Annotated in this window: 17 protein-coding genes; 11 read left to right on the plus strand and 6 right to left on the minus strand. The window is 66.7% G+C overall.

The window, feature by feature from the left end; genetic code table 11:
- Window positions 1-80: 80 nt before the first annotated feature.
- Window positions 81-3,233: a S8 family serine peptidase gene (locus QPK29_RS28540; protein ID WP_371771816.1), complete on the minus strand. Its 3,153-nt coding sequence runs from the start codon at window positions 3,231-3,233 to the stop codon at window positions 81-83.
- 18 nt (window positions 3,234-3,251) lie between these two features.
- Window positions 3,252-4,034 carry an NF038120 family PEP-CTERM protein gene (locus tag QPK29_RS28545; RefSeq protein ID WP_371771815.1) on the minus strand — a complete coding sequence of 261 codons (783 nt, stop codon included), beginning with the start codon at window positions 4,032-4,034 and terminating at the stop codon, window positions 3,252-3,254.
- Window positions 4,035-4,528: 494 nt separating this feature from the next.
- Between QPK29_RS28545 and QPK29_RS28550 the strand changes: the two genes are divergently transcribed.
- Entirely contained in the window at window positions 4,529-7,018 is a 2,490-nt protein-coding gene (locus QPK29_RS28550) for an O-linked N-acetylglucosamine transferase, SPINDLY family protein (protein ID WP_371771814.1), read from the plus strand.
- Here the strand turns inward: QPK29_RS28550 and QPK29_RS28555 are convergent, their stop codons facing one another.
- Entirely contained in the window at window positions 7,019-7,603 is a 585-nt protein-coding gene (locus QPK29_RS28555; RefSeq protein ID WP_371771813.1) for a GNAT family N-acetyltransferase, read from the minus strand.
- 225 nt (window positions 7,604-7,828) lie between these two features.
- Between QPK29_RS28555 and QPK29_RS28560 the strand changes: the two genes are divergently transcribed.
- Genes QPK29_RS28560 through QPK29_RS28605 form a run of 10 tightly spaced genes read left to right on the plus strand, consistent with a single transcriptional unit; the run spans window position 7,829 to window position 17,290 of the window.
- Window positions 7,829-9,133, plus strand: a complete 1,305-nt coding sequence (locus QPK29_RS28560; RefSeq protein ID WP_371771812.1) for a bifunctional glycosyltransferase/class I SAM-dependent methyltransferase — start codon at window positions 7,829-7,831, stop codon at window positions 9,131-9,133.
- 23 nt (window positions 9,134-9,156) lie between these two features.
- Window positions 9,157-10,053 carry a WxcM-like domain-containing protein gene (locus QPK29_RS28565; protein ID WP_371771811.1) on the plus strand — a complete coding sequence of 299 codons (897 nt, stop codon included), beginning with the start codon at window positions 9,157-9,159 and terminating at the stop codon, window positions 10,051-10,053.
- Window positions 10,050-11,159, plus strand: a complete 1,110-nt coding sequence (locus tag QPK29_RS28570) for a DegT/DnrJ/EryC1/StrS family aminotransferase (RefSeq protein ID WP_371771810.1) — start codon at window positions 10,050-10,052, stop codon at window positions 11,157-11,159. Before QPK29_RS28565 ends, QPK29_RS28570 begins: the two co-directional genes overlap by 4 nt.
- Before the next feature lie 51 nt (window positions 11,160-11,210).
- On the plus strand, window positions 11,211-12,089 hold the full coding sequence (locus tag QPK29_RS28575; RefSeq protein ID WP_371771809.1) for a glycosyltransferase family 2 protein: 879 nt from the start codon (window positions 11,211-11,213) through the stop codon (window positions 12,087-12,089).
- Window positions 12,086-12,850, plus strand: a complete 765-nt coding sequence (locus QPK29_RS28580; RefSeq protein WP_056129208.1) for a hypothetical protein — start codon at window positions 12,086-12,088, stop codon at window positions 12,848-12,850. The genes QPK29_RS28575 and QPK29_RS28580 overlap by 4 nt, the downstream gene beginning before the upstream one ends.
- Before the next feature lie 20 nt (window positions 12,851-12,870).
- A complete protein-coding gene (gene rfbF, locus QPK29_RS28585) occupies window positions 12,871-13,644 on the plus strand; it encodes a glucose-1-phosphate cytidylyltransferase (RefSeq protein ID WP_371771808.1) in 774 nt (257 codons plus the stop codon).
- A gap of 2 nt (window positions 13,645-13,646) precedes the next feature.
- On the plus strand, window positions 13,647-14,747 hold the full coding sequence (rfbG, locus tag QPK29_RS28590; RefSeq protein WP_056129385.1) for a CDP-glucose 4,6-dehydratase: 1,101 nt from the start codon (window positions 13,647-13,649) through the stop codon (window positions 14,745-14,747).
- Window positions 14,735-15,151, plus strand: coding sequence for a polysaccharide biosynthesis C-terminal domain-containing protein (locus tag QPK29_RS28595; RefSeq protein WP_056129202.1), 417 nt, complete (start codon window positions 14,735-14,737; stop codon window positions 15,149-15,151). Before rfbG ends, QPK29_RS28595 begins: the two co-directional genes overlap by 13 nt.
- Complete coding sequence (locus tag QPK29_RS28600) at window positions 15,148-16,026, plus strand: SDR family oxidoreductase (RefSeq protein WP_371771807.1); 879 nt, start codon at window positions 15,148-15,150, stop codon at window positions 16,024-16,026. The genes QPK29_RS28595 and QPK29_RS28600 overlap by 4 nt, the downstream gene beginning before the upstream one ends.
- Before the next feature lies 1 nt (window position 16,027).
- A complete protein-coding gene (locus tag QPK29_RS28605; RefSeq protein WP_056129196.1) occupies window positions 16,028-17,290 on the plus strand; it encodes a protoporphyrinogen/coproporphyrinogen oxidase in 1,263 nt (420 codons plus the stop codon).
- Window positions 17,291-17,314: 24 nt separating this feature from the next.
- On the opposite strand, the gene QPK29_RS28610 is transcribed toward QPK29_RS28605, so the two are convergent.
- The 3 genes from QPK29_RS28610 to QPK29_RS28620 all read right to left on the minus strand — a co-directional run.
- Window positions 17,315-18,670 (minus strand): HlyD family type I secretion periplasmic adaptor subunit, encoded by a 1,356-nt coding sequence (locus QPK29_RS28610; protein ID WP_400189877.1) that lies wholly within the window; start codon window positions 18,668-18,670, stop codon window positions 17,315-17,317.
- Window positions 18,643-20,778: a peptidase domain-containing ABC transporter gene (locus tag QPK29_RS28615; protein WP_056129190.1), complete on the minus strand. Its 2,136-nt coding sequence runs from the start codon at window positions 20,776-20,778 to the stop codon at window positions 18,643-18,645. The genes QPK29_RS28610 and QPK29_RS28615 overlap by 28 nt, the downstream gene beginning before the upstream one ends.
- A 197-nt stretch (window positions 20,779-20,975) precedes the next feature.
- Window positions 20,976-23,975 (minus strand): beta strand repeat-containing protein (locus QPK29_RS28620; protein WP_400189878.1); only part of this gene is annotated, 3,000 nt, incomplete at its 5' end.

Consider the following 23,975-nt stretch of genomic DNA (forward strand, 5'->3'; position numbering starts at 1 on the left):
ACAAAGGCCGCGGCATGCACCGCGGCCTTTGTCGTTGAGGGCCGCTTGTGGCGGCCCATGGTCGAGCTGTAACCCGCCGATTACTCGACCTTCGCCTGCTTGTTGCCGGCGTTCTGGAACAGCGGGATCGGATCCGTCGTGTCGACTTCGACGATCGTCGTGCCGACCGTGGCGCCGCCGGTCACGTAGGCGACCGAACCCAGGTGACGCTTGCCGGTCGCGAGACCGGACCACGACAGCGCCACCGATGCCGTGCCGCCCAGGGCGACCTGGGTCGGTGCGACGGCCCTGAAGTTGCCGCCGGTGACGCCCGGGCTCAGCACCCAGGTCGACAGCTTGTACCTGGCGCTGCCACCGACCGGATCGTAGCCGACGACGCACACCTTGTACTCGCCTGCCGGCGGGTTGGCCAGCGTGACCATTTCGTTGGCCGTCTGGCCGCCGCTGGTGCCGACGACGGTCGTGCCGCGCGCCACGACGAGGTCCAGGTCGGACAGGCCGGTGCCGGTGCCGACCGTGTCACTGTCGTACAGCGCGAAGCGGGCCGTGGTCGTGCCGGCCGGGATGGTGACGGTGTGCACGTTCACGCCCGTGCCGCCGCCGCCCGTGCACACGCTGTTGGCCGTGTTCGTCGCCGTGACGACCGTCGAGCTGAACTCGGTGGCCGGGATCAGGCCGGCCTTGGCGAGGGACAGCGAGCCGGCGTAGCCGGTACCGATGGTGACGACCTTGGTGCCGGACGTCGCTTCGCTCTGCACCGTGGCCGGTACGGCGATCGTCGAGGCGCGCGCCGTCAGCGGGCTGCGCACGGTGTGCGTGCCGTCGCTCCAGGTCAGCTTGCCGTACACCCACGTGTTCATCGGCGCGCTGGTGCGGGTCAGCTTGACAGTGTACGTGGCGCTGGCGCCCGGCGCCAGGTTCAGCGTGGCCGGCTGCACGTCGACCGTGTAGCCCGGCAGCGTGGTGCTGACGTTGTACGTCGCCGCGCTGCCGCCCACGTTCTTCACCGTGCGGGTCAGCGTCTGGATGCCCAGCACGTTGGCGGCCGTCAGCGACGGCAGGTTCAGGTTGTACGGCTGGATCGAGCCGACGGCCGGGCAGGTGCCCGGGCTGAACACGTTGGTGATGCCGAGGCCGCACAGGAAGCGCGCGTAGTCGATCGTGGCCAGGTCGTACACGAGACCCGGATCGACGGCAGTGGACGGCGCCACGTGGCCGGCGCCCTGGCCCCACGGCAGCGTGCCGGTCGTGCGGGCCGTGCTGTCCCAGGATACCGAACCGTTCAGGCCATCGTTGAAGGTGTCGTACGCGGTCGTCATCAGGGCCGACTTGATCATCGCCGGCGTCCAGTCCGGATGGCGCTGTTTCAGCAGCGCGGCGATGCCGGCCACGTGCGGCGACGCCATCGAAGTGCCGGTGTAGAACGCGAAGTCCTTCGACGGCGCCGGTGCGCCGCCGGCGACCGCGTCGCGCTGGGCCTTGGTCAGGTCGGCGCTGACGGCCGCAAGGATGTCCGTGCCCGGCGCGGTGACGTCCGGCTTCATGATGTTGGCGTTGGCCACGTTCGGGCCGCGCGACGAGCTGCTGTTCATCTGCGGTGCCACGATGGTCGGATCGACGATGCCGCGCAGGTTGTTCAGCGCCGCGGTGGCGCCCGGGGTCGAGGCATAGTAATCCTTGACCTTCTGGCCGTCCGCGGCCGTGATGTGCACGGTCGAGATCGAGTGGGCCTGGTTCAGGATCGTCGATGCGCTGGTCGGCGTGTTGGCGATGATGACGCCCACGGCGCCGGCCGTCTTGCCGTTCGCGCTCTTGTTGACGAGCACGTTCGAGCCGCGGTCGCAGACGAGGATCTTGCCCGTCACCTTGGCCGGATCGAGGTACGTGGTCGGACCATCGGCCGGGCCGAAGCACAGGTTCAGGCTTGGATCGGCCGGGTCGATGCCCGCCAGGCCGGCATCCTTCGCCAGGATCAGCGGCGACGACGGCGTGTTGGCATTGCCGGACGCGCCGGTGACGGTCACGCCGTTGCCCAGCGCGACGTCGCCCGCATAGGTGCGGTTGTGCGTCGAGTTGCCGACGGTGGTGAGCCACGGGCTGATGTGGGCGACCGGTGCCGTCGCCGGACCGGAGTTGCCGGCCGATGCCGCCACGAACACGCCCGCCGCGGCCGCGCCGAGGAAGGCGACTTCGGTCGGTTCGTTGAACTGGCCGCCGCCGGCGTTCGGGCCGATCGAGAAGTTGATGACGTTCACGCCATCCTTCACGGCCTGTTCGATCGCGGCCACGCTGTTCGACGTCGCGCAGCCGTTCAGGCCGGTCACGCCGTCGGTCCAGCAGACTTTATAGGCGGCGATGCGGGCGCGCGGCGCCATGCCGGTGATCTTGCCGAGCGAGATCCCGTTGGTGGTGGCCGTCACGTGTGCGTTGCCGCCGGCCGTGCTGGCCGTGTGGTCGCCGTGGCCGCCATGGCCTTCCGCGCCGGCGACGGAGTCGCGCGCCGACAAAAATTCGGTCCAGTGCAAGGTCTGCGTCGGCTGCTTGAAGTAGCGCGCGCCGATCAGCTTGTTATTGCAATCGGTAACCGCGAAGCCTTCGCCGACCTGGCAGATGCCCTTCCAGGACGCCGGCGGGGCATCGTAGGCGAGCTTGGTGCCGTCGCGGCTCGGATTGCCGTTCGCGTCGACGCGGTCGGCGAAGCTGTCGTGCTCCGGCCAGATGCCGCCGTCGACGATGCCGATGATGATGCCTTCGCCGGCCTTGTCCTGGCCGCCGAGCTGGTCCCACAGGCCGCCCGGTTTATCGAGGCCGAGGAACGTCGGGGTATAGCTCGTGTCGAGCTGCAGGATCGAGTCCGCCGAGATGCTGGCGACGCCCGGGTTCTTCTTCAGCGCGCGGACCTCGGCGTCGGTCAGCAGGGCCGAGAAGCCGTTGAAGACGACCTTGTATTCGTTGGTGACCTGGGCCTTGTTGACAGTCGACAGGACGTCGGACTGCTTGGTCTCCAGGTAGGTGATGTAGTTCTGGACGCTCGTCGCGTCGACGTTCAGGCGCTGCCCGGCGGCCGGCTTGGTCGCCGTGAGGCCGCTGACGCCGCCGTCATAGGTGGCGACCGGCTTGTCGGCCAGCTGGACGATGTACGAGCGGCGGACTTCGCCGTCGGCATAGGCGTGGGTGGCGGCCGCGACGGTCAGCGCGAACAGGACGGCCGAAGTGATGGGACGCAGTTTCATGGTCGATACCTCGGCGGCTTAGGCGTTGTTGGACGAAGGAGCGGATTTGCGGCGGCGCGCCAGGAGCGCGCCCATGCCCAGGCCGATCAGCGCGAGGCTGGCCGGCTCCGGCACTTCGGCCAGTGCGAGGTTGTCGATGGCGAACTGGGCCTGGTAGATCGACGGATCGGAGATGTCCGGCGCCACCGTGCAGCCGCCGGCGCCGTCGAACAGGCAGGCGCGGATCGTCAGGCTGGTCAGCTCGGCATAGCCGAAGCCGGTCGGCAGCGTGGCGGTGTCGAACAGCGGGTTGCCGTTGTTGTCGAGGCCCGGGAAGTCGAGCGCGTAGCCGAGCGTGCCGCCGTTCGCGAACGTGCCGGTCAGCAGCAGTTGGCCATACGAGAAATTCGGCAGGCCGCCGAACGGGGCGACGAAACCGAAGTCGAGGCGGCGCAGGCTGAACTTGCCGCCGTCGTCCTTCTTGATCGTGACGCCGCCGTCGTTCAGGCCCAGGTAGGAGTGGCTCGTGTTGTTGGTAGGACAGCCGCCCAGCCAGCAGGAGGTCGGGTCCATGCCGTTGACGAGCAGGCCGACGACGCCGCTCGTGCCGCCGTGATTGTCGATGGCTTGCAGCGTGTAGCCGGCCTCGCCGAGCGTGTCGCCGTCCACGTAGATGCCGTCGGGGCTCAGGGATTCAAAGTTCACCACGGACGCCATGGCAGGTGCCGTGCCCAGCAGTGCAAGCGCGGCGGCTGCACCCAGGACCAGTTTGTTCAGCCCGGATTGGGCATGGGAAACGCAAGAAGTCGGATTGGTTGTCATGTCTCTCGCCTTGAAATGGAAGCACCGATGGGTATCGGGCCTACGTGTTTTTTTACCAACTGCACGACTTTCCAATGTAGCAAGAAAACAATATTTATTCGTAAAAAATTATCCGAATTAACTATTGTGCTGATCCTTTGATATTGAACAAAATTTGGATTTCCCTATGAAAACAGCGATGTCGAAACGCAAGAAATTGTCGCTTTTTAATTACAATTCATTGCAAATAGAAAAATTGCTAGACAGACATCTTTTCTTGTGCTAATTCTTTTACAATGTATCCGCAAGGAAATGGATTCCATATTTGCAACTGGATGCGGATGCGCGTTTACCAAGAACCATGTCAGTCCTTGCAAATGTTCATGCTTGATTGAAAACTTGGGTACAAACGGTTGATGCCAATCGGTTGCTCACAGGCCACAAACGTTCGCTGGAGACACTCTGACAGAGTATGATTACGCTTCCCCGAAGCAGACTCGAGAGACCTATCCAGGATGAATGTTCCCGCGCACACCGATGCTTTGTTCCGTCAGGCCGAACGCGGCGTGCTGCCGCTCGGTGAACTGTTCCAGGGTGCGCAGACGCTGGTCGAACTGGGCATGCAGCAGGAAGCCATCCGGTTGTACGCCACCTGGATTGCGCACACGGCCTCCCCGGCCGCGTACGCCGCCTGCTTCAACCTCGCCGTCGCGCGCGGCAACGTGGGCGACGATGCAGGCGCCGCCCGCGATTACCTGAAGGCGATCGAACTCGCGCCCGGCTTCGTCGAGGCGCGCCTGAATCTCGGCACGCTGTACGAGCGCATGAACCGGCCCGATGACGCGCTCGCCGCATGGCAAAGCATCCTCGCCGACATCCCGGACCTGGCCGCGAAACCGGCGCTGCACGTGCAGGCCCTGAACAACCTGGGCCGCCTGTGCGAGATCCGCAAGCGCCTGCCGGAAGCGCTGGACTATCTCACGCGCAGCCTCGAGCTCGATCCGGACCAGCCCAAGGTCATCACCCACTGGGTGCACCTGCGCCAGAAGCTGTGCGTGTGGCCGGTCTACGAAGCGTTCGGCGCCGTCACGGTGGAAGAACAGCGCCGCCACACGTCGGCCCTCGCGATGCTGGGCGCGTCGCCGGATCCGGCCGAGCAGCTGGCCGCGTCGCTCAACTTCGTCGAGCGCAAGGTGCATGCGGCGCCCGAGCAGCTGGCGCCGCCCGAGGGCTATGCCCACAGGCGCATCCGCATCGGCTACCTGTCGTCCGACCTGTGCTCGCACGCGGTGTCGATCCTGACGGCCGAACTGTACGAGCTGCACGACCGCGCGCGCGTCGAGGTCTACGCGTTTTCCTGGAGCCGCGAAGACAATTCGCCGCTGCGCGCCCGCGTGGTCGGCGCGATGGACCACTACATCCGCATCGACCGCATGACGGACGAGGAAGCGGCGCGCTGCATCCGCTCGCACGAGATCGACATCCTCGTCGACCTGCACGGCCTCACGCTGGGCGCGCGCGCCGACATCCTCGGCTGGCGTCCCGCGCCCGTGCAGCTGACGTGGCTGGGCTTTCCCGGCCCGACGGCGGTGCCCGGCATCGACTACGTGGTGGCCGACGACTTCGTGCTCCCGCCGGAGTTGGAACCGCATTTCACGGAACGGCCGCTGCGCATGCCGCACACGTTCCAGATCAACGACCGCCGCCGCGCCATCGGCGCCACGCCCACGCGCGCGGCGAACGGCCTGCCGGAAGGCGCGTTCGTGTTCTGCTCCTTCAACAGCAATTTCAAGGTCACGCCCGAGGTGTTCGACAGCTGGATGCGCATCCTGAAACAGGTGCCGGACAGCGTGCTGTGGATGGTGGCCGACAGCGACGCCACCCGCGCCAACCTCGTGCGCGAGGCCGAGGCGCGCGGCGTGGCAGGCAGCCGCCTGCTGTTCGCGGGGCGCGTGGCGCCGGCCGATTACCTGGCCCGCTTCCGCCTCGCCGACCTGTTCCTCGACACGAATCCGTTCAACGGCGGCACCACCGCGAGCGACGCCCTGTGGGCCGGCTTGCCCGTGCTGACGTGGGCCGGCCAGACCTTCTGCTCGCGCATGGCGGGCAGCCTGCTGCGCGCGGTGGGCCTGCCGGAACTCGTCACGCACGCGCTGGAAGACTACGAGGCGCTCGCCATCGCCCTCGGCAACGACCGCCCGCGCATGGACGCGCTGCGCGCGCGCCTCGCGGCCAACCGCGACGCGAGCCCGCTGTTCGACACGCCGCGCTTCGTGCGCGACTACGAAGACCTGCTGGCGACCGTCGTCAGGCGCCCGGCCGGCGTCGAACCCGTGGACGAACCAGCCGTCGCCCGGCTGCAGGAAGTACCGCCTCCCGCGCAACTGACCTTGCAGCAGGAGAGCATGCTGTCGCTGCTGCGTCCCGGCATGCACAGCATCGTCGAAGTGGGCGGCGCGACCCTGGCCCAGGCGTGGCGCGCACGCGTGCCGAACTCGCACTATATCGCCATAAGCGCCGCCGTCGGCGCGCCGGCCGCAAACGCAGGCTGGAGCACCGCCGCCATCGAGCGCGACGCCGAACTACTGACCGACGCCGACTGGCAGCAGCTGGCCGCGGCCCAGTGCTGGCTGTTCCCGGAAACGCTGGAACGCCTGCGCGACCCGTGGACCTTCCTCGCGCGCCTGCGCCGCCAGGCGCTCGGACCGGTGGAACTGGTCGCGTGCGTCAACAACGGCCAGCACTGGCTGCTGCAGACGCTGCTCGCCGCCGGCAACATGCCGGACCGCCGCAACCTGCACCTGTTCACGCGCGCATCGCTCGCGGCGCTGCTGGCCGACCACGGCTTCACGCTCATCGCCATGACGACGGTGAACGCGCAACAGCCGCCGCAAATCGTGCTGGACGCGATCCGCGCCCTGGCCGCGGCGGCCGGCGCCGACCCTGAACTGGCCGTGCAGGACGCCCTGCCCTACCAATATCTGGTGCGCGCCATCGCCGCCTGATCAGTCGAGCCGCACGACGTCGATCGGGGCCGGCAGGAAGCGGGCATACCGCCCCATCGACGCGAGGATGGCATCGTGCGCCAGTTCGAAGCGGTACTCGACGTCGTCTTCCGCCACCCGTTGCGCGCCGAAGCGCTCGTGGAACGTCCACACGCTGCGATTGTCCTTGCGGACCTCGAAATGCGCGTTGCGAAAGCCGAGATGGTCGAGCGCATAACGATAGACGATCAGCGCCGATTCGATCCCCACATAGGTAGGAGCACCGTCGGCGACGATCCAGCTCCCCCACGAAAAGCTGTCGCCGACGGCGTTGTACAGCCGCACGGTGCCGACCGGCTGACCGGCACCGCCCGCCTCGTCCTTCAGGCAGATGATGAAATAAGCCTGGCTGCCGTCCGCCTTGTAGCGCTCGATCCAGGCGGCCTGCCTGGCCACGTCGGCGTCGACCGCCGACAGGTACGCCGCCTTTTTGGGATCGAGCCGCAACGACAGGATATAGGCCGCATCGGCGACCTCGACCTCGCGCAGCACGAGCTTGTTGCCGACCAGGCGGGCGGCGGGTCGGATGGTTGGTTGTTCGCTCATGACTCCCCGTATGAACGTTGATGGACGAAGGCATGATTACACACAACAATCGCCATAGGAATGACATGGTTGCAATCAAATTGCCCTTCTGAAAACCAATCGCAAAATTGTGCCAACTATTGGTTGCTCACAGGCCACAAAATTTCGCTGAAAACAGGTCAACAGAGTATGATTACGCTTCCTTTGCGATCGGCAGGACGACGTTCGGCCTCTTCGAAACACACCATGCAAACGAATCAAATTCCCGTCATCACGGTGTCGTACAACTCGCCCGACCTGATCGAGGCGCTGCTGCGCACCTTCCGCCAGTTCTATTCGAACAAAGTGTACGTGATCGACGGTTCGCGTCCCGAGGTCGCAACGCAGATCGGTGCCATCGCCGCACGTTTCCCGGACGTCGAGTTCATCCCGTTCGGCTACAACATCCACCACGGTCCCGGCATGACCTGGGCCGTGCACAATCTGAACCTGCAAGGCCAGGCGCTGTTCCTCGATTCGGACGTCGAGATCGTCAAGGACGGCTTCCTCGAAACCCTGCAGGCCGAGCTGGAGCCGGGCATGTGGGGCGTCGGCAGCACTCAGCGCGTCAACGAGCGCGGCTACGACGAGCCGGAAGACGGGCCCATCCACTACCTGCACCCGGCCTGCATGCTGGTCAACCTGGACGTGATGCGTCAATGGCCGCTGCCGATCAAGCACGGCGCGCCGAACATCCAGACGATGCTGGCGCTAAACCACAGCGGCAACGCCCACCTTTACAAGCACGTGCAATGGGTCCGCGAAGATTTCGAAGGCCGCACGACGCCGCACTACATCAAGCACCCGTGGCAGGGTACGGTCAAGCGCACGGGCGGCTACCACTACGACATGCCGGCGCCCGACGGCAGCGTCGATCCCTATCTGCTGCATTTCGTGCCCACCGACGCCGCCAAGGTGATCGACGTCGGCTGCGGCAACGGCCTGTTCGCCAAGGCCTACCGCGCCCGCCATCCGATCTGCCAGTACCTCGGCGTGGAGCTCGATCCGCAACTGGCCGACCAGGCGCGTCCGCATTGCGATTTCGTGTTCAACATGGACATCACGAAGCCGACCAAGCAGTTCGACACCTACGCGGCCGGCGCCGATTGCTGGATTCTCGGCGACGTGCTGACCAGCCTGCCCGATCCGTGGGCCCTGCTGCGCGACATCCGCCGCCGGAGCGCGCCGGGCACCCGCGTCGTCGTCTCGGTGCGCAACGCCCAACACTGGAGCGTACAGGCCCGGCTCGCCGTCGGCGACCTGCACTACCGCGACGACACGCCCGTGCGCCCGCACGACCTGCGCCTGTTCACTCGCGCCACCTTGCTCGACCTGCTGCGCCAGACCGGCTTCGAACTGGCCACCGGCTCGCCCGAGGTGCGCGACGAGCCGGCGCGCGAGCAGTGGCTGCCGGCCATCCGGGCGCTCGCCGCGGCCGGCGGCAACGATCCGGAGCAGGCGGCGCAGGACGCGCTGGCGTGGCAGTATGTGTGCGTCGCGACGCTCGTCTGAATCCAAACATGCAGGAGAATTCCATGTCCCGTTCCTTCTCCGCCCACGTCCATGACGGCGCCACCGTCGCCGCCGATGCGCAACTGGGCGACTTCGTCGTGGTCTACGCGGGCGCCGCGATCGGCACCGGCTGCCGCGTGCGCGGCTTCACCCAGGTCTGGCCCGGCGTGCGGCTGCACAAGGGCGTCGACCTCGGTCCGGGCGTCACCATCGAGGCGCCGGACGGGGACGGCAGCGACGTCGTGATCGGCGCCGGCACCCGCGTCGGCGCCGGCGCCCTGCTGCACCGGGGCGTGCGCATCGGCCAGGGCGCCGAAGTCGTGGCCGGGGCCGTGGTCACCCATAACGTGCCGCCGTACGCGATCGTGGCCGGCGCGCCGGCTCGCGTGGTCAACTACGTGCAGCAGGCCGAACGCAAGCCGGCGGCCGAGTGGCACACCATCACCACGCCGCCAAAAACGCCGTCGGCCGTGCGCCTCGGTGTCGGCGACGTGACGTTGCACCGCTTCAAATTCGTCGGCGACCCGCGCGGCGACCTGTCGGTCGGCGAGTTCATGCGTGAAATCCCGTTCATGCCGAAACGCTACTTCCTGGTCATGAACGTCCCCAACGACAAGACCCGCGGCGAACACGCGCACTACAAGTGCCACCAGTTCCTGGTCTGCGTTAAAGGCAGCTGTTCGGTGGTTGTCGACGACGTGGCCTCCCGCTGCGAAGTGCGCCTCGACGCGCCGGACATCGGCCTGTACCTGCCGCCGATGACCTGGGGCATCCAGTACAAATATTCGAGCGACGCCGTGATGATGGTGTTCGCGTCGGACTATTACGAAGCGGAAGACTACATCCGCGACTATGACGAATTCGTCGCCGCCAAACGCCGCATGGGCGACAGCGGCGTCCTTCCTGTGGAGCACGCATGAGTATTCCCTTCCTCGACCTGAAGGCCATCAACCTCGAGCAGGAAGACGCCATCGAACAGGCCATGCGGCGCGTGCTGCGGTCCGGCTGGTATGTCCTCGGCAAGGAAGTGGAAGCGTTCGAGCAAGCCTATGCCGCCTGGTGCGGTACGCGCCATGCCATCGGCGTGGCCAACGGGCTGGATGCGATCTTCCTCGTGCTCAAGGCATGGGGGGTGGGCCCGGGCGATGAAGTCATCGTTCCCAGCAATACCTATATCGCCACCTGGCTGGCCGCCTCGCATTGCGGCGCCACGCCGGTCCCGGTGGAGCCGGTGGTGGGCACGTACAACCTCGATCCGGCCCGCGTGGAAGCGGCCATCACGGCGCGTACCAGGGCCATCGTGCCGGTCCACCTGTACGGCCAGTGCGCCGACATGGCGCCGCTGATGGACATCGCACGTCGTCAAGGCCTGAAGGTCGTCGAGGACGGCGCCCAGGCACACGGCGCGCGCTATCGCGGCCGGCGCGCCGGTGCGCTGGGGCACGCCGCCGCGTTCAGCTTCTATCCCGGCAAGAACCTGGGCGCGCTGGGCGACGGCGGCGCGATCACGACCGACGACGACGCACTGGCACGGCAACTGCGCGCGCTGCGCAACTACGGCTCCCAGAAGAAATACCACAACGAATCCATCGGCTTCAATTCGCGCCTGGACGAGCTGCAGGCGGCGATCCTGTCGGCCAAGTTGCCCGTGCTGGATGACCAGAACGCCCGGCGGCGCGCGCTGGCGGCGATCTACGATGCCGAGCTGGCCGGCATCCCCGGCCTCGTCCTTCCCGTCGTGCCCGAGTGGGCCGAACCGGTGTGGCACCTGTACGTCGTGCGTCATGCGCAGCGCGACGCGCTGGCCAAGGGGCTGGCCGAGGCCGGCATCGGCACGCTGGTGCATTACCCGATCGCACCGCACCTGCAGCCGGCCTACGCCGATCTCGGCATGACCGAGGGCCGGTTCCCGATCGCCGAGACCATCCATCGCGAGGTGCTCAGCCTCCCGATGGGCCCGACGATGACGGCGGCGCAGGCGGTCGAGGTCGCGCAGGCGGTACGGCGCATCGCCGCGGCGCTGTGAACGGCGCCATCGCGTACTTTTTCTCACGAACGACAACGAACTCCGGTCTCCATGACGCTCCCTAAAGTCAGCATCGTCATCCCGTCGTACAAGCCCGAGCACTTCGAGCAATGCCTGCGCTCGGCCATCGGCCAGACATACCCGAATATCGAGATCCTCGTCAGCGACAACTGCCCGACCGAGGCAATCCGCGACATCTGCGCGCGCTTCCCCGAAGTGATCTACCAGCGCTGCTCGGTGACCAGGGACGGCAACATCCACGCCGCTTTCTTCTCGGGCAAGGGCACGTACATCAAGCCGCTGTTCGACGACGACATCCTGCATCCGTTCTGCGTCGAGCGCATGGTGGCCGCGATGACTGCGCAGCCGCGCGTCCAGATGACGTTCTCGGCCTCGCAGGTCATCGACGCCAACAACCTGCGCGTCGAAACCCGCCGTGCGTTCGAGGCCAGCGGTTCGATGACGGGCCTGGAACTGCACCGCAGCATGGTCCTCGGCATGCGCAACTTCGTCGGCGAATTCTCCACCGTGATGTTCACCCGCAAGAAGCTGTGGGAGATCGGCCACCTGCGGCTGTTCACGCTGGCCGGCCATGACTGCACGATCGGGCTGTCCGACGTGTCCGCGTACTGCAACCTGGTCGAAGGCGGCGATGTGTTCTACCTCGACGAGGAGCTGAGCTACTTCCGCCGCGATCCGCGCCTGCAGTCGGAATCGAATCCGGCCGTGAACAAGAATTTCGGCTATTGCTTCTCCGACTACTTCGACCTGCTGCTCGCCTCGCACCGCCTGGGCGTGATCAGCACCCAGGAACTGCTGGACAAGCGCGACCAGGTGCACACCGCCTACCTGCAGCTGCGCGGGGTCTTCTTCCAGATCGAGGAAGCATGGCAGCGCTACACCGGCTACACGGAGGGCCTCGCCGCATGACGTCCCCGCCCCCCTTCTACTGCATCAGCCACAAGGACCCGGGCTGGCCCCTGCCGCCGTTCCTGACGCTCGTCGGCACCGGCGGCTACGTGCCGGAGCGCGGCATCGGCATGAGCGTGTACGCGCCCCAGCTGGCGTACAAGAACATGAAGCTGGGCGAATACGCGGCCCTCTTCATGATCCGCCGCCTGCTGGAAGAAGCGCATGCCGACGGTTTCGTCGGCGTCTGCCATTACCGCCGCTACGCCCTGGTCGCCGAGATCGGCCAGCTGCGCGGTTTCAACTATCACGCGCACCCGAGCGAGCTGCAGGACCTGCCCATCGAAGCCTTCATCGGCGACGGCACGACCCCGATCATCTCGGCGCCCATCAATTTTCCCGGCTCGGTCATGCAGCAGTACTCGGCGAACGCGGTCGGACGCGACCTGCTGATGTTCTTCGGCGACGCGGTCGACTGCGGCGTGATCGACAGCGACGAGGCGATCAACTTCCTGTCCGGCACCAGCTTCATCACGGCGGGCAACGTGGGCTATATGCCGGTCGCCTGGTTCGTCGAGACCATGCGCCAGCTCGAAGGGGTCGTGGCGCGCTTCGCCCACAACCATTACATCCGGCGCGAAGGCTACGAAGAACGTACGATGGGGCTGTGCTGCGAACGGCTGCACGGCCTGTTGCTACGCAAGAAGGCGCTGGAATACGGCGCGGACAAGGTGATCACGCGTCCCCTGACGGTGCTGACCGAGACCGGGCGCCTGAACTGAAAAAACGGCAAGGACATCGCATGAAAGCAGTCATCCTCGCGGGCGGCCTCGGCACCCGCATCAGCGAAGAAACCTCGGTCAAACCGAAACCGATGGTGGAGATCGGCGGCAAGCCCATCCTCTGGCACATCATGAAGGGCTATTCCACGCACGGCGTGAACGACTTCGTGATCTGCTGCGGCTACAAGGGCTACGTGATCAAGGAATACTTCGCCAACTATTTCCTGCACACGTCCGACGTCACGCTCGACATGCAGAACAACCGCATGGAAGTGCACACGCGCAGCGCCGAGCCGTGGAAGGTAACCCTGGTGGACACCGGCGACGACACCTTGACCGGCGGCCGCCTGAAACGCGTGCGCGACTACGTGCGCGACGAAGAGGCGTTCTGCTTCACCTACGGCGACGGCGTCTCGAACGTGAACGTCACGGCGCTGGTCGATTTCCACCGCGCCCACGGCAAGCTGGCCACGCTCACGTCCGTCCAGCCGCCGGGCCGCTTCGGCGCCCTCAACCTGCAGGGCGACGAGATCACCAGCTTCCAGGAGAAGCCGCAGGGCGACGGCGCCTGGATCAACGGCGGCTTCTTCGTGCTCTCGCCGCAGGCCATCGACTACATCGACGGCGACGCCACCACGTGGGAGAAGCAGCCGATGGAAGGACTGGCGCGCGACGGCCAGATGCGGGCGTTCTTCCACCACGACTTCTGGCAGCCGATGGACACCTTGCGCGACAAGATGCACCTCGAAGAGCTGTGGAAATCCGGCCGCGCGCCCTGGAAGACCTGGGAGTGATCATGTTCGGCGACATCTACCGCAACAAGAAGGTGCTGGTCACGGGCCATACGGGCTTCAAGGGTTCCTGGCTCGTCATGTGGCTGCTCAAGCTGGGCGCGCGCGTCGCCGGCCTGTCGGACGGCATCCCGACCCAGCCCTCCATCTTCGAGGAGACCGGCCTGGCCGGGCATATCGAGCACCACCTGGGCGACGTGCGCGACCTGGCCGCCGTCCGCCGGGTCCTCGCCGATTTCCAGCCCGACTTCGTGTTCCACCTGGCCGCGCAGCCGATCGTCTCGACGTCGTACAGCGATCCCGTGGACACGATCACGACCAACGTCATCGGCACCACCAACGTGCTGGAAGCCCTGCGCCTGCACGACCGCCCCTGCGTCGCCGTGATGATCACGTCCGACAAGTGCTACGAGAACGTCGAGTGGCTGTGGGGCTACCGCGAGACCGACCATATCGGCGGCCGCGACATCTACAGCGGCTCGAAGGGCGCGGCCGAAGTGGTCATCCACGCGTACTACTGGTCGTTCTTCCGCGCGCCCGATTGCAAGGTGAAGCTGGCCAGCGGCCGCGCCGGCAACGTGATCGGCGGCGGCGACTGGGCCAAGGACCGCATCGTCGTCGACTGCATGCGCAACTGGTCGGAAGGCCGCAAGGTCGAGATCCGCAGCCCGCAGGCCACGCGGCCGTGGCAGCATGTGCTGGAGCCGCTGTCGGGCTATCTGGCCCTGGGCGCGGCGCTGCAAGAACGCCCGGAACTGTCGGGCGAAGCCTTCAACTTCGGACCGCGCGCGGAGCAGAACCGCACCGTGCTGGAGTTGCTGGGCGACCTGTCGCGCCACTGGCAGTTCGCGAGTCCCGAACAGGCGTACGAGGTCACCGGCAACATCCCGTTCCACGAGGCGGGGCTGCTCAAGCTGAACTGCGACAAGGCCCTGTTCCACCTGCGCTGGGAAGCGAACCTGAACTACGAGACCTGCGTGCGCCTGGTCAGTGAATGGTATTACCGCTACTACCGCGAGCAGGCGGACATGCACGCGCTGACGCTCGCCCAGATCGGCGAATACGAAGCGCTGGCCGCGGCCCGGGGGCTGGCATGGACGCGCTGACGCCCTGCACGCTCACGCCGCTGGCGCGTATCGCCCACCCGAAAGGCGACGTGTACCACGCGATGAAGGCGACCGACCCGGGCTTCGCCGGCTTCGGCGAGGTCTATTTCACCACCGTGCATCCGGGCGTGACGAAAGGCTGGAAGCGGCATACGCGCATGACCATGAACCTCGTCGTCGTCGCGGGCGGCGTCACGTTCCACCTGCACGATGCCGGCACCGGCCGCACGACCTCGCACACGCTGGGCGACGCCAACTACGGCAGGCTCACGGTGCCGCCGGGCTGGTGGATGGCGTTCACCGGCACCGGAGACGGGACGAACCTGGTCTGCAACATGGCCAGCATCCCGCACGATCCGGCCGAGGCAGTCAACGTCGACCTGGCCACCTACCCGCTCGCATGAAGATCCTGCTGACCGGCGCCCGCGGCCTCCTGGGAACGGCGATCGGCAAGGCGGCCGCCGCGCGCGGCTGGCAATGCGCGCCGCTGGCGCGTCCCGCGCTGGCGGACGCCCCGGCCCATCTGCCCGCCGAACTCGCTGCCGGATGGGATCTCGTGATCCATGCCGCCGCCAACACGAACGTCGAGCAGTGCGAGCTCGACCCGTCCGCCTGCTACCGCGACAACCTGCTGCTGACCGAACTGGTCGCCACCGCCTGCGCGCGCGCCGGCACGAAGCTGCTGTTCGTCTCCAGCACCGGCGTGTACGGCGCCCACGGCACCGCGCCCTGGCGCGAATACGACGCCGTGCGGCCGACCACGCACCACCACCGCAGCAAGGTGCTGGCCGAGGAACGCGTGCTGGCGGCGAGCCCGGACAACCTCGTCGTCCGCACCGGCTGGCTGTTCGGCGGCGCGCCGGACATCCCGAAGAATTTCGTCGCCCGCCGCATCGACGAGGCCCGCGCCGCGCTGGCGAGCGGCGCGACGATGCGTTCGAACGTCCAGCAGCGCGGCGTGCCCTGCTTCAGCGGCGACGTGGCGGCGCGCATGCTCGACCTGGGCGCGAGCGGCCTCGCGGGCGTCTTCAATTGCGTGAACGGCGGTTCGGCGTCGCGCCACGAGTACGTGCAGGCGATCGTGCGCCTGGCCGGCTTCGATCTCGAGGTCGGTCCCGCCGACGCCGCATCGTTCAACCGCAAGGCCAACGTCTCGGACAACGAAACGGCGGACAACTGGAAATGCGACCAGCTGGGCTGGCCGGCCATGCGCGACTGGCGCGCCGCCCTCGCCGCCTATCTCGAGGGCGAACTCGCCCCTTACCTCGCAGCGAACTGACATGGAAACCATCGATATCGTCATCCTGGGCGCGGGCATCGCGGGCCTGGGCGCCGCGCTGCGCGCGCGCGAATTGAACCGCCAGGCCGTCGTCTTCGAGGCGCGCGACCGCGCCGGCGGCCTGCTCGACAACTTCACGGTCGACGGCTTCCGTTTCGACCACGCCGTGCACCTGTCGTTCGCGAACGAACCGGAAGTGCGCGCGATCTTCGACCGCACGCCGTATCTCACGCACCCGGCCGATTCGTATTGCTGGGATGACGGCTACTGGCTCAAGCACCCGGTGCAGAACAACCTGTATCCGCTGCCGCCGGAACAGCGCGTGGCCCTGATCAAGTCCTTCCTCGCGCGTCCCGACACGCTCGCGCACGACGATTACGAAAGCTGGCTGCGCCACCAGTACGGCGACGCGATCGCCGAACGGTACCCGCTGCGCTACACGCAGAAATACTGGGCGGTGCCGGCCCGCGCATTGTCCACGACGTGGATCGGCAACCGCATGCGCCGCGCGGAACTGGACGAGATCCTGTTCGGCGCCCTGACGGGCGATACGCCGAACACGTACTACACCAAGGAGATGCGCTACCCCGTCGCGGGAGGCTACAAGGCGTTCATCCAGCCGCTGCTCGACGCCGCCGAGATCCGCACGGGCCACGCCGCGACAGGCATCGACACCGCGGCGCGCACCGTGACGTTCGCGAACGGCGCGACGGTGCGTTACCGGCAGCTCGTCAGCACGCTGCCGCTGCCCGTGCTCGTGCGCCTGGCCGGCGACGTCCCGGACGACGTGCGCGCGGCCGGCGCCGGCCTGCACGCCACGTCGATCGACCTGGTCTCCGTCGGGTTCGACAAACCGCTCGTGAAGGACCTGTGGTTCTACATCTACGACGAGGACATCGTCGCCAGCCGCGCCTATTCGCCGTCCGTGAAATCGCCGGACAACGCGCCGCCCGGCTGCAGCTCGCTCCAGTTCGAGATCTACAACTACGACACGGGCAGCGCCCATGCGCCCGACGCGCTCAAGGAGAACACGGTCTACGCGCTGCGCAAGATGGGCATCGCGACGGCGGACGACATCGTCGTGCTCGACCATCGCCGCCTCGCCTACGGCAACGTCATCTTCGAGCAGGGAATGGAAGAACGGCGCGCCCGCGTGCGCGGCTGGGCGGACGCGGCGGGCATCGCCACGTGCGGCCGCTTCGGTGAGTGGGATTATTTGTGGAGCAACCAGTCGCTCCTGAGCGGCTACCGCGCCCTGCCTTGAGGACAGGCGCGCGGCGCCGGGCGATCACGGCTCCCGGATCGCTTCGTCCAGCCCCTTCGTCAGGGGCCACAGCAGATACGACAACACGGTCCGCTTGCCGACCACGATTTCCGCGGTCAGCGTCATGCCCGGCAGCAGGCGCGCGTGGGGGTCCATGTTCTTCAGCTTCCCGCCGCCGAGGTCGATGCGGCTGACGTAGTAGGCATCCGTGCCCGATTCCGCATTCGCCGTGTCGCGCTTGAACGCGTCCTCGGACAGGGTGCGCACCTTGGCTTCCAGGGTGCCGTGCTTCTGGAACGGGAACGCGTCGAGCTTGATGTGGGCGACGTCGCCCGGCTTCACGTGGCCGACGTCGAGCGAATCGATCTGCACCTCGGCGTCCAGCGCGGTCCCCAGCGGCACGAGCGTGAACATCTTCTCGGCCGCCTGCGCGACGGAACCCTGCGACAGCTTGGCGATGTCCTGCACCATGGCGTCGGCCGGCGCGGTCAGGATGACCTTGTCGCGGCGCAGTGTGCCCTTCTTGATCTGCTCGGCCGTCGCGTCGCGCTCGCGCGTGAGGTTCAGCAGGTCTTCCATGATCTTCTGGCGCCAGCCGTTCACGAACGCGCGCTTCTCCGCCTCCAGGCCGGCCAGGGTGCGCCGGATCTCCGGTTCCTGGTTCTTCGCCAGCGTATAGTCGCGCTCCACTTCCATGCGCTTGTTGCGCGCGTCCAGCAGGTTGACCTTGGCGCCGAATTTCTGGTCGACGAGGCGTTCCTGCATCGTCTCCACCTCGCGCAGCGATTTCGTCCTGTCGCCCAGCACCTGCTGGTCGCGCACGTTCGTGTCGAGCGAGGCGCGCGTCTTGGCGATGTTCTCGTCCAGGCGCGCCATCTGCGCGGCGAAGTTGGCGCGGCGCTCGCCCGCCAGCTTGTCCTGCAGTTGCGTGTCGGCCGACACCTTGCCCGTCTCGGCCGGCGTACCGCGGCCGGTCAGTTCGGCCTCGAGGCGTTTCACCTGCGTGTCCAGGCTGTCGAACTTCAGGCGGAGTTGCGCCTGGTCGGCATCCGCGTCCGTCGGGTCCAGGGTGGCGAGGCGCTCGCCCTTCTTGACGACCTGGCCGATGCGCACGTCGATCGAGCGGATGATCGACGTCTCGATCGGCTGCACGACGATATTCGACAACGGGGTGGTCAGCCTGCCCTGCGCCTTCACCACCTCGTCGATCTCGGCGATGCTGGCCCAGCCGAGGAAGCACACGAGCATCGCGGCCAGCGCGTGCACGGTGATGCGCGCGTACGGCGGCAGCGGCCGGCGTTCGATCTCGTCGGCGTCCGGCAGGAACTCGATGTCGGTCGGATCGAGCGCGGTCACAGATGACTTGTTTGCTGGTTCCATAATTGAATGTAAGTAGAGCAGCGCGTCAGGAGTTCTTCATGGCGGCCCGCGTCCATCAATTGGCCGCGCTGCATGACCAGGATCGAATCGGCTTTGACGAGCGTCGACAGGCGGTGCGACACCATGATCACGGTGCGGCCGACGGCGATGCGCGACAGGTTGTTGATGAAGATCGCTTCGCTTTCCGGGTCGAGCGCGCTCGCGGCTTCGTCCAGCACGAGGATGCGCGGCTTGGCCAGCAGCGCCCTGGCGATCGACAGGCGCTGTTTCTGGCCGCCGGACAGGTTCGACGCATTCTCTTCCAGCATCGTGTCGTAGCCCTGCGGCATGCGCTCGATGAATTCGTCGGCGCCGGCCGCGCGGGCCGCCTCGACGATGTCCTCGAAGCTGGCCTCGGGCATCGTCGCGGCGATGTTCTCGCGCACCGTGCCGTGGAACAGGAAGTTCTCCTGCAGGACGACGCCGACCTGGCGGCGCAGGTGCGACAAATCGATCTCGCGGGCGTCGTAGCCGTCGAAGCGGACGATGCCTTCCTGGATGCGGTACAGGCCGTGGATGACCTTCGTGATCGTCGTCTTGCCCGAGCCGCTGCGGCCCACGATGCCGATCACGCTGCCTTCCTTGATCTCGAAGCTGGCGCGGTCGAGCGCGTTGTTCTGCGCGCCCGGGTAGCGGAACACGACGCCGTCGAACGTGATGTTGCCGCGCAGTTCGGGACGCAGGCCGCCGCTGCGGCCTTCCGGCGCGCGGTTCATGACCTCGCCCAGCATGCGGATCGACAGCGCGGTTTCCTGGTATTCGTTGACGAGGCCCACCAGGGCGATCAGCGGCCCGCTGACGCGGCCGGACAGCATCTGGAAGGCGATCAGGGCGCCGACGGACAGCGTCTGGTCGAACACGTCCTGGGCGCCGATCACGATGATCACGACGGGCAGCAGCTTGCCGAGGAAGTCGGTGATGGCATTGCCCGTGATGGAGATCTGGCCCACGCGGAAGTGCTGGATCAGCGCATTGGCCGAGCGCTGGTCCCAGGCGCGGCGCTGCATCGGCTCGATGGCCAGCGCCTTCACCGTGCGCATGCCGTGGATCGTTTCCACCATCAGCGCCTGGCGTTGGCCCTCGGCCGTGTACAAATCGTTCAGGCGGCGCTGGAACGTGGGCACGAGCACCGCGACGATGCCGCTGATGAGCATCGTAAACAGCAGCACGATCATCGCCAGCTTGACCGAATAGCTGAACAGGATCGGCAGCAGGATGAACAGCGCGGTCAGGTCCAGCGCCGTGAAGAACATGCGACCGGTGAGGAAGCCGCGGATCTTTTCCATCTGCTGCATGTGGCGCACGACCACGCCCGCGGACGTGGTCTCGAAATAATCGATGGGCAGCGACAGCAGGTGCGCGAACGTGCGCCGCGTGAGGCGGATGTCGATCTTGTTCGTGGCCCACAGCGTCAGGATCTGGCGCATGAAGCCGAACGTGGACTCGAACAGCAGCGCGATGCCGATGCCGGCCGCCAGCACCCACAGCGTGGACACGCTATGGTGCACGAGCACCTTGTCGATCACGAGCTGGAAGAAGATCGGCGACGCGAGGCCGAGGATGTTCATGGCCATCGCGGCGATGGCGATGTCGCGGAACGCGGCCTTCTGCAGCAGGATCTCGGGAATGAACCAGCGCAGGCCGAACGGCTGGCGCGTGTCGGACAGCTTCGACGTGCGCTTGAGGAACAGGACTTCGCCGCTCCACAGCGACTGGAATGAGGCCGGATCGAGCATCTTGACGGCCCCGAGGTCGCCGAGCGGATCGAGCACGGCGAAAACGCCGCCGTCGTCTGCACGGGCACCGACGACGATCATGCTGTTGCCGTCCTTCAGGCGCGCGAGCAGCGGGAACACGCCCTTCTGCCCCAGCAGCTTGTCGACCGTCAGCTGGCGCAGCTTGGCCTTCAGCCCGATGCTCGAGGCCATCCCCAGCAGCATGGACGACGAGGGCTCCTCCGCGTTCAACGCGTAGTCGTGGATCAGGCGCTCCGGATTCACTTGCAGGCCATGATGCTGCGCGATGGCGGTCAGGCATTGCAGAGTTGTATGAGGAAATTTGTCGGCCATTAGGAAACTAATAGAAGCGAAGTGCGGCAGACCGAGAGATTACCTTGTTGTTGACCAGAATTGTTGCTGAACAGCACTGTGTTACGCCCCTTATTCTTGGTTTGTCGCAATTTGGACGCAAAAAAAGGCAAGACCGATAACGGTCTTGCCTTTTTGATGTCGCGGCGGGGCCGGCGCGAACCGGCCCCTGTGTTGCATTACTTGCGACCGCCGGTGGTGAGGAAGCCCGAGTCATGCGGCGTCGTCACCGACTTGGCCAGCGATTCGGCCGTCGACGTCATCGCCGCGTTCGCACCGCTCACCTTGTTGCCGTTGACGTCGAACTGCTTCATCACGTCGACCATCGTGCCGACCGAAGCCAGCAGGCCGGTCTGCGCACCCGCCAGGTTCGGCAGGGTCAGGCCGCCGGCCGCCACGCCCGCATCGCCGGCGTTGAAGGCGGTCATCGCCTGGACCATGCTGCCGACCTTGCTGCTCAGCGAGGTCGCGGTCGCCGCGGCTTCCGCGGCCGACTTGTCGGTCGTGAACCAGACGTCGCCCGTGGCGGCCGTGGAGCCGTCGGTCTTCGTGAAGGTCGACTGCATGCCGATCCAGTTGCCGTTGTCCTTCGCCGCGGTCTTGTCGCCGTTGACGTTGATGCTTGCCACGTTCAGCGATGCCAGGCTCTTCAGCTCGCCCGATTCGCTGACGCCGTCGCCGTTCGCGTCGACCCACACCTTCAGGTTGCTGTAGGCAGCATCCTTCGTGTCGATCACGCCGTCGCCGTTCGCATCCAGCTGGGCCAGGGCTTCGTAGCCGTTGGAAGCGTTCTGGCCGTTCGCCAGCTTCGTCGACGTACCGAACAGCTCGCTACCGTCGTCGATCGCACCGTTGCCGTTGCGATCCAGTGCCAGCAGGCCGTCGGTCGCGTCCACCCAGCCCGTCGTGACCTTGCTGCCGGTCGCGAACAGGTCGAACTGCACGCCCTGGGCGATGCTCTTCGTGTGGATGCCGTCGCCGTTCAGGTCCAGCACGATCGGGCTGCCGACCTTGAGCTGCTGGATCTGTGCCGTCGTCATCGCACCCACCTGGGCCGAGGTCAGCGCATGCACCTGGCCGGTCGTCAGCGCGGCGACCTGCGTCGTCGTCAGACCGTTCTGGATCTGGCTCGTCGTCAGTGCCTGGATCTGGTTCGTCTTCAGCACGGCGATGTCGCGGGTTTCGAGCGACGAGAGCTGGCTGGTCGTCAGCGACGACAACTGGCCCGTCGTCAGCGCCTGCACCTGGCTGGTGGACAGCGCGACGATCTGGTTCGTCGTCAGGCCGTTTGCCACCTGGCTCGTCGTCAGCGCGCCGATCTGCGCCGTCGTCAGCGAGGACAGCTGGTTCGTCGACAGGCCGGCCGAGATCTGCGCGGTGGTCAGCGCCGAGATCTGGCTGGTCTTCAGCGCGATCAGGTCGCGGGTCTCCAGCGCGGCGACCTGGTTCGTCGTCAGCGCGCCCAGCTGGGCCGTCGTCAGGGCGGCGGCATCGGCCGACGTCAGGGCGACGATCTGGTTCGTCGTCAGGCCTGCCTGCACCTGGGTCGTCGTCAGCGCGGCGATCTGGTTCGTCTTCAGCGCGGCGACGTCGGCGGTTTCCATCGCAGCGACCTGGTTCGTCGTCAGGGCGGCGACCTGGGCCGTCGTCAGCGCGCTGGCCTGGACCGTCGTCAGCGCGACGATCTGGTTGGTCGTCAGGCCTGCCTGCACCTGGCTGGTCGTCAGGGCAGCGATCTGGGCGGTCGTCAGCGACGCCAGTTGCGAGGTCTTCAGGCCGGCCGAGATCTGGTTCGTCGACAGTGCCTGGACCTGGTTGGTCTTCAGCGCGGCGAGGTCGGCGGTTTCCATTGCCGCCACCTGGTTCGTCGTCAGATTACCGACCTGGGCCGTCGTCAGCGCGGCAGCCTGGGACGTCGTCAGGGCGACGATCTGGTTCGTCGTCAGGCCTGCCGACACTTGATTGGTCGTCAGCGCGGCGATCTGGCTCGTCTTGAACGCGGCGAAGTCAGCCGTTTCCAGCGCGGCGACCTGGTTCGTGGTCAGCGCGGCGGTCTGGGCGGTCGTCAGCGCGCCTGCCTGGTTCGTGGTCAGGGCGACGATCTGGTTCGTCGTCAGGCCAGCCGACACCTGGGCCGTGGTCAGCGCGGAGATCTGAGCCGTCGTCAGCGACGCCAGTTGCGAGGTCTTCAGGCCGGCCGAGATCTGGTTCGTCGTCAGTGCCTGCACCTGGTTCGTCTTGAACGCGGCGAGATCGGCGGTTTCCAGCGCAGCGACCTGGTTCGTGGTCAGGTTGGCGGTCTGGCCGATGGTCAGCGCGCCTGCCTGGGCCGTGGTCAGGGCGACGATCTGGTTCGTCGTCAGGCCAGCGGACACCTGGTTCGTGGTCAGCGCGGCGATCTGGGCCGTCGTCATCGCCGCCAGGTCACGGGTCTCCAGCGCGGCGACCTGGTTGGTCGTCAGGTTGGAAGCCTGTGCGGTCGTCAGGGCGGCAGCCTGGGCCGTCGTCAGGGCAACGATCTGGTTCGTCGTCAGGCCAGCCGAGACTTGGTTCGTCGTCAGCGCGGCGATCTGGGCGGTCGTCATCGACGACAGCTGGTTCGTCGACAGGCCGGCCGAGATCTGGTTCGTCGTCAGCGCGGCAACCTGGTTCGTCTTGAATGCGGCGAGGTCGGCGGTCTGCAGCGCGGCAACCTGGTTGGTCGTCAGCGCGGCGGTCTGGCCGGTGGTCAGGGCGCCTGCCTGGGACGTGGTCAGGGCAACGATCTGGTTCGTCGTCAGGCCTGCGGACACCTGGTTCGTCGTCAGCGCGGCGATCTGGTTGGTCTTCAGCGACGCGAGGTCGGCCGTTTCGATCGCGGCGACCTGGTTGGTCGTCAGCGCGCCGACCTGGCCGGTCGTCAGGGCACCCGCCTGGTTCGTGGTCAGGGCGACGATCTGGTTCGTCGTCAGGCCAGCGGACACCTGGGCGGTCGTCAGCGCGGCGATCTGCGCGGTCGTCAGCGAGGAGAACTGCGCCGTGGACAGGCCGGCCGAGATCTGGTTCGTGGTCAGCGCGGCGACCTGGCTCGTCTTGAACGCGGCGAGGTCGACGGTCTGCAGTGCGGCAACCTGGTTCGTGGTCAGTGCGGCGGTCTGCGCGTTGGTCAGCGCACCTGCCTGGGACGTGGTCAGGGCGAC

Origin of the sequence: Massilia orientalis, assembly GCF_030411975.2 — a bacterium.
GTDB classification, from domain to species: domain Bacteria; phylum Pseudomonadota; class Gammaproteobacteria; order Burkholderiales; family Burkholderiaceae_D; genus Telluria; species Telluria orientalis.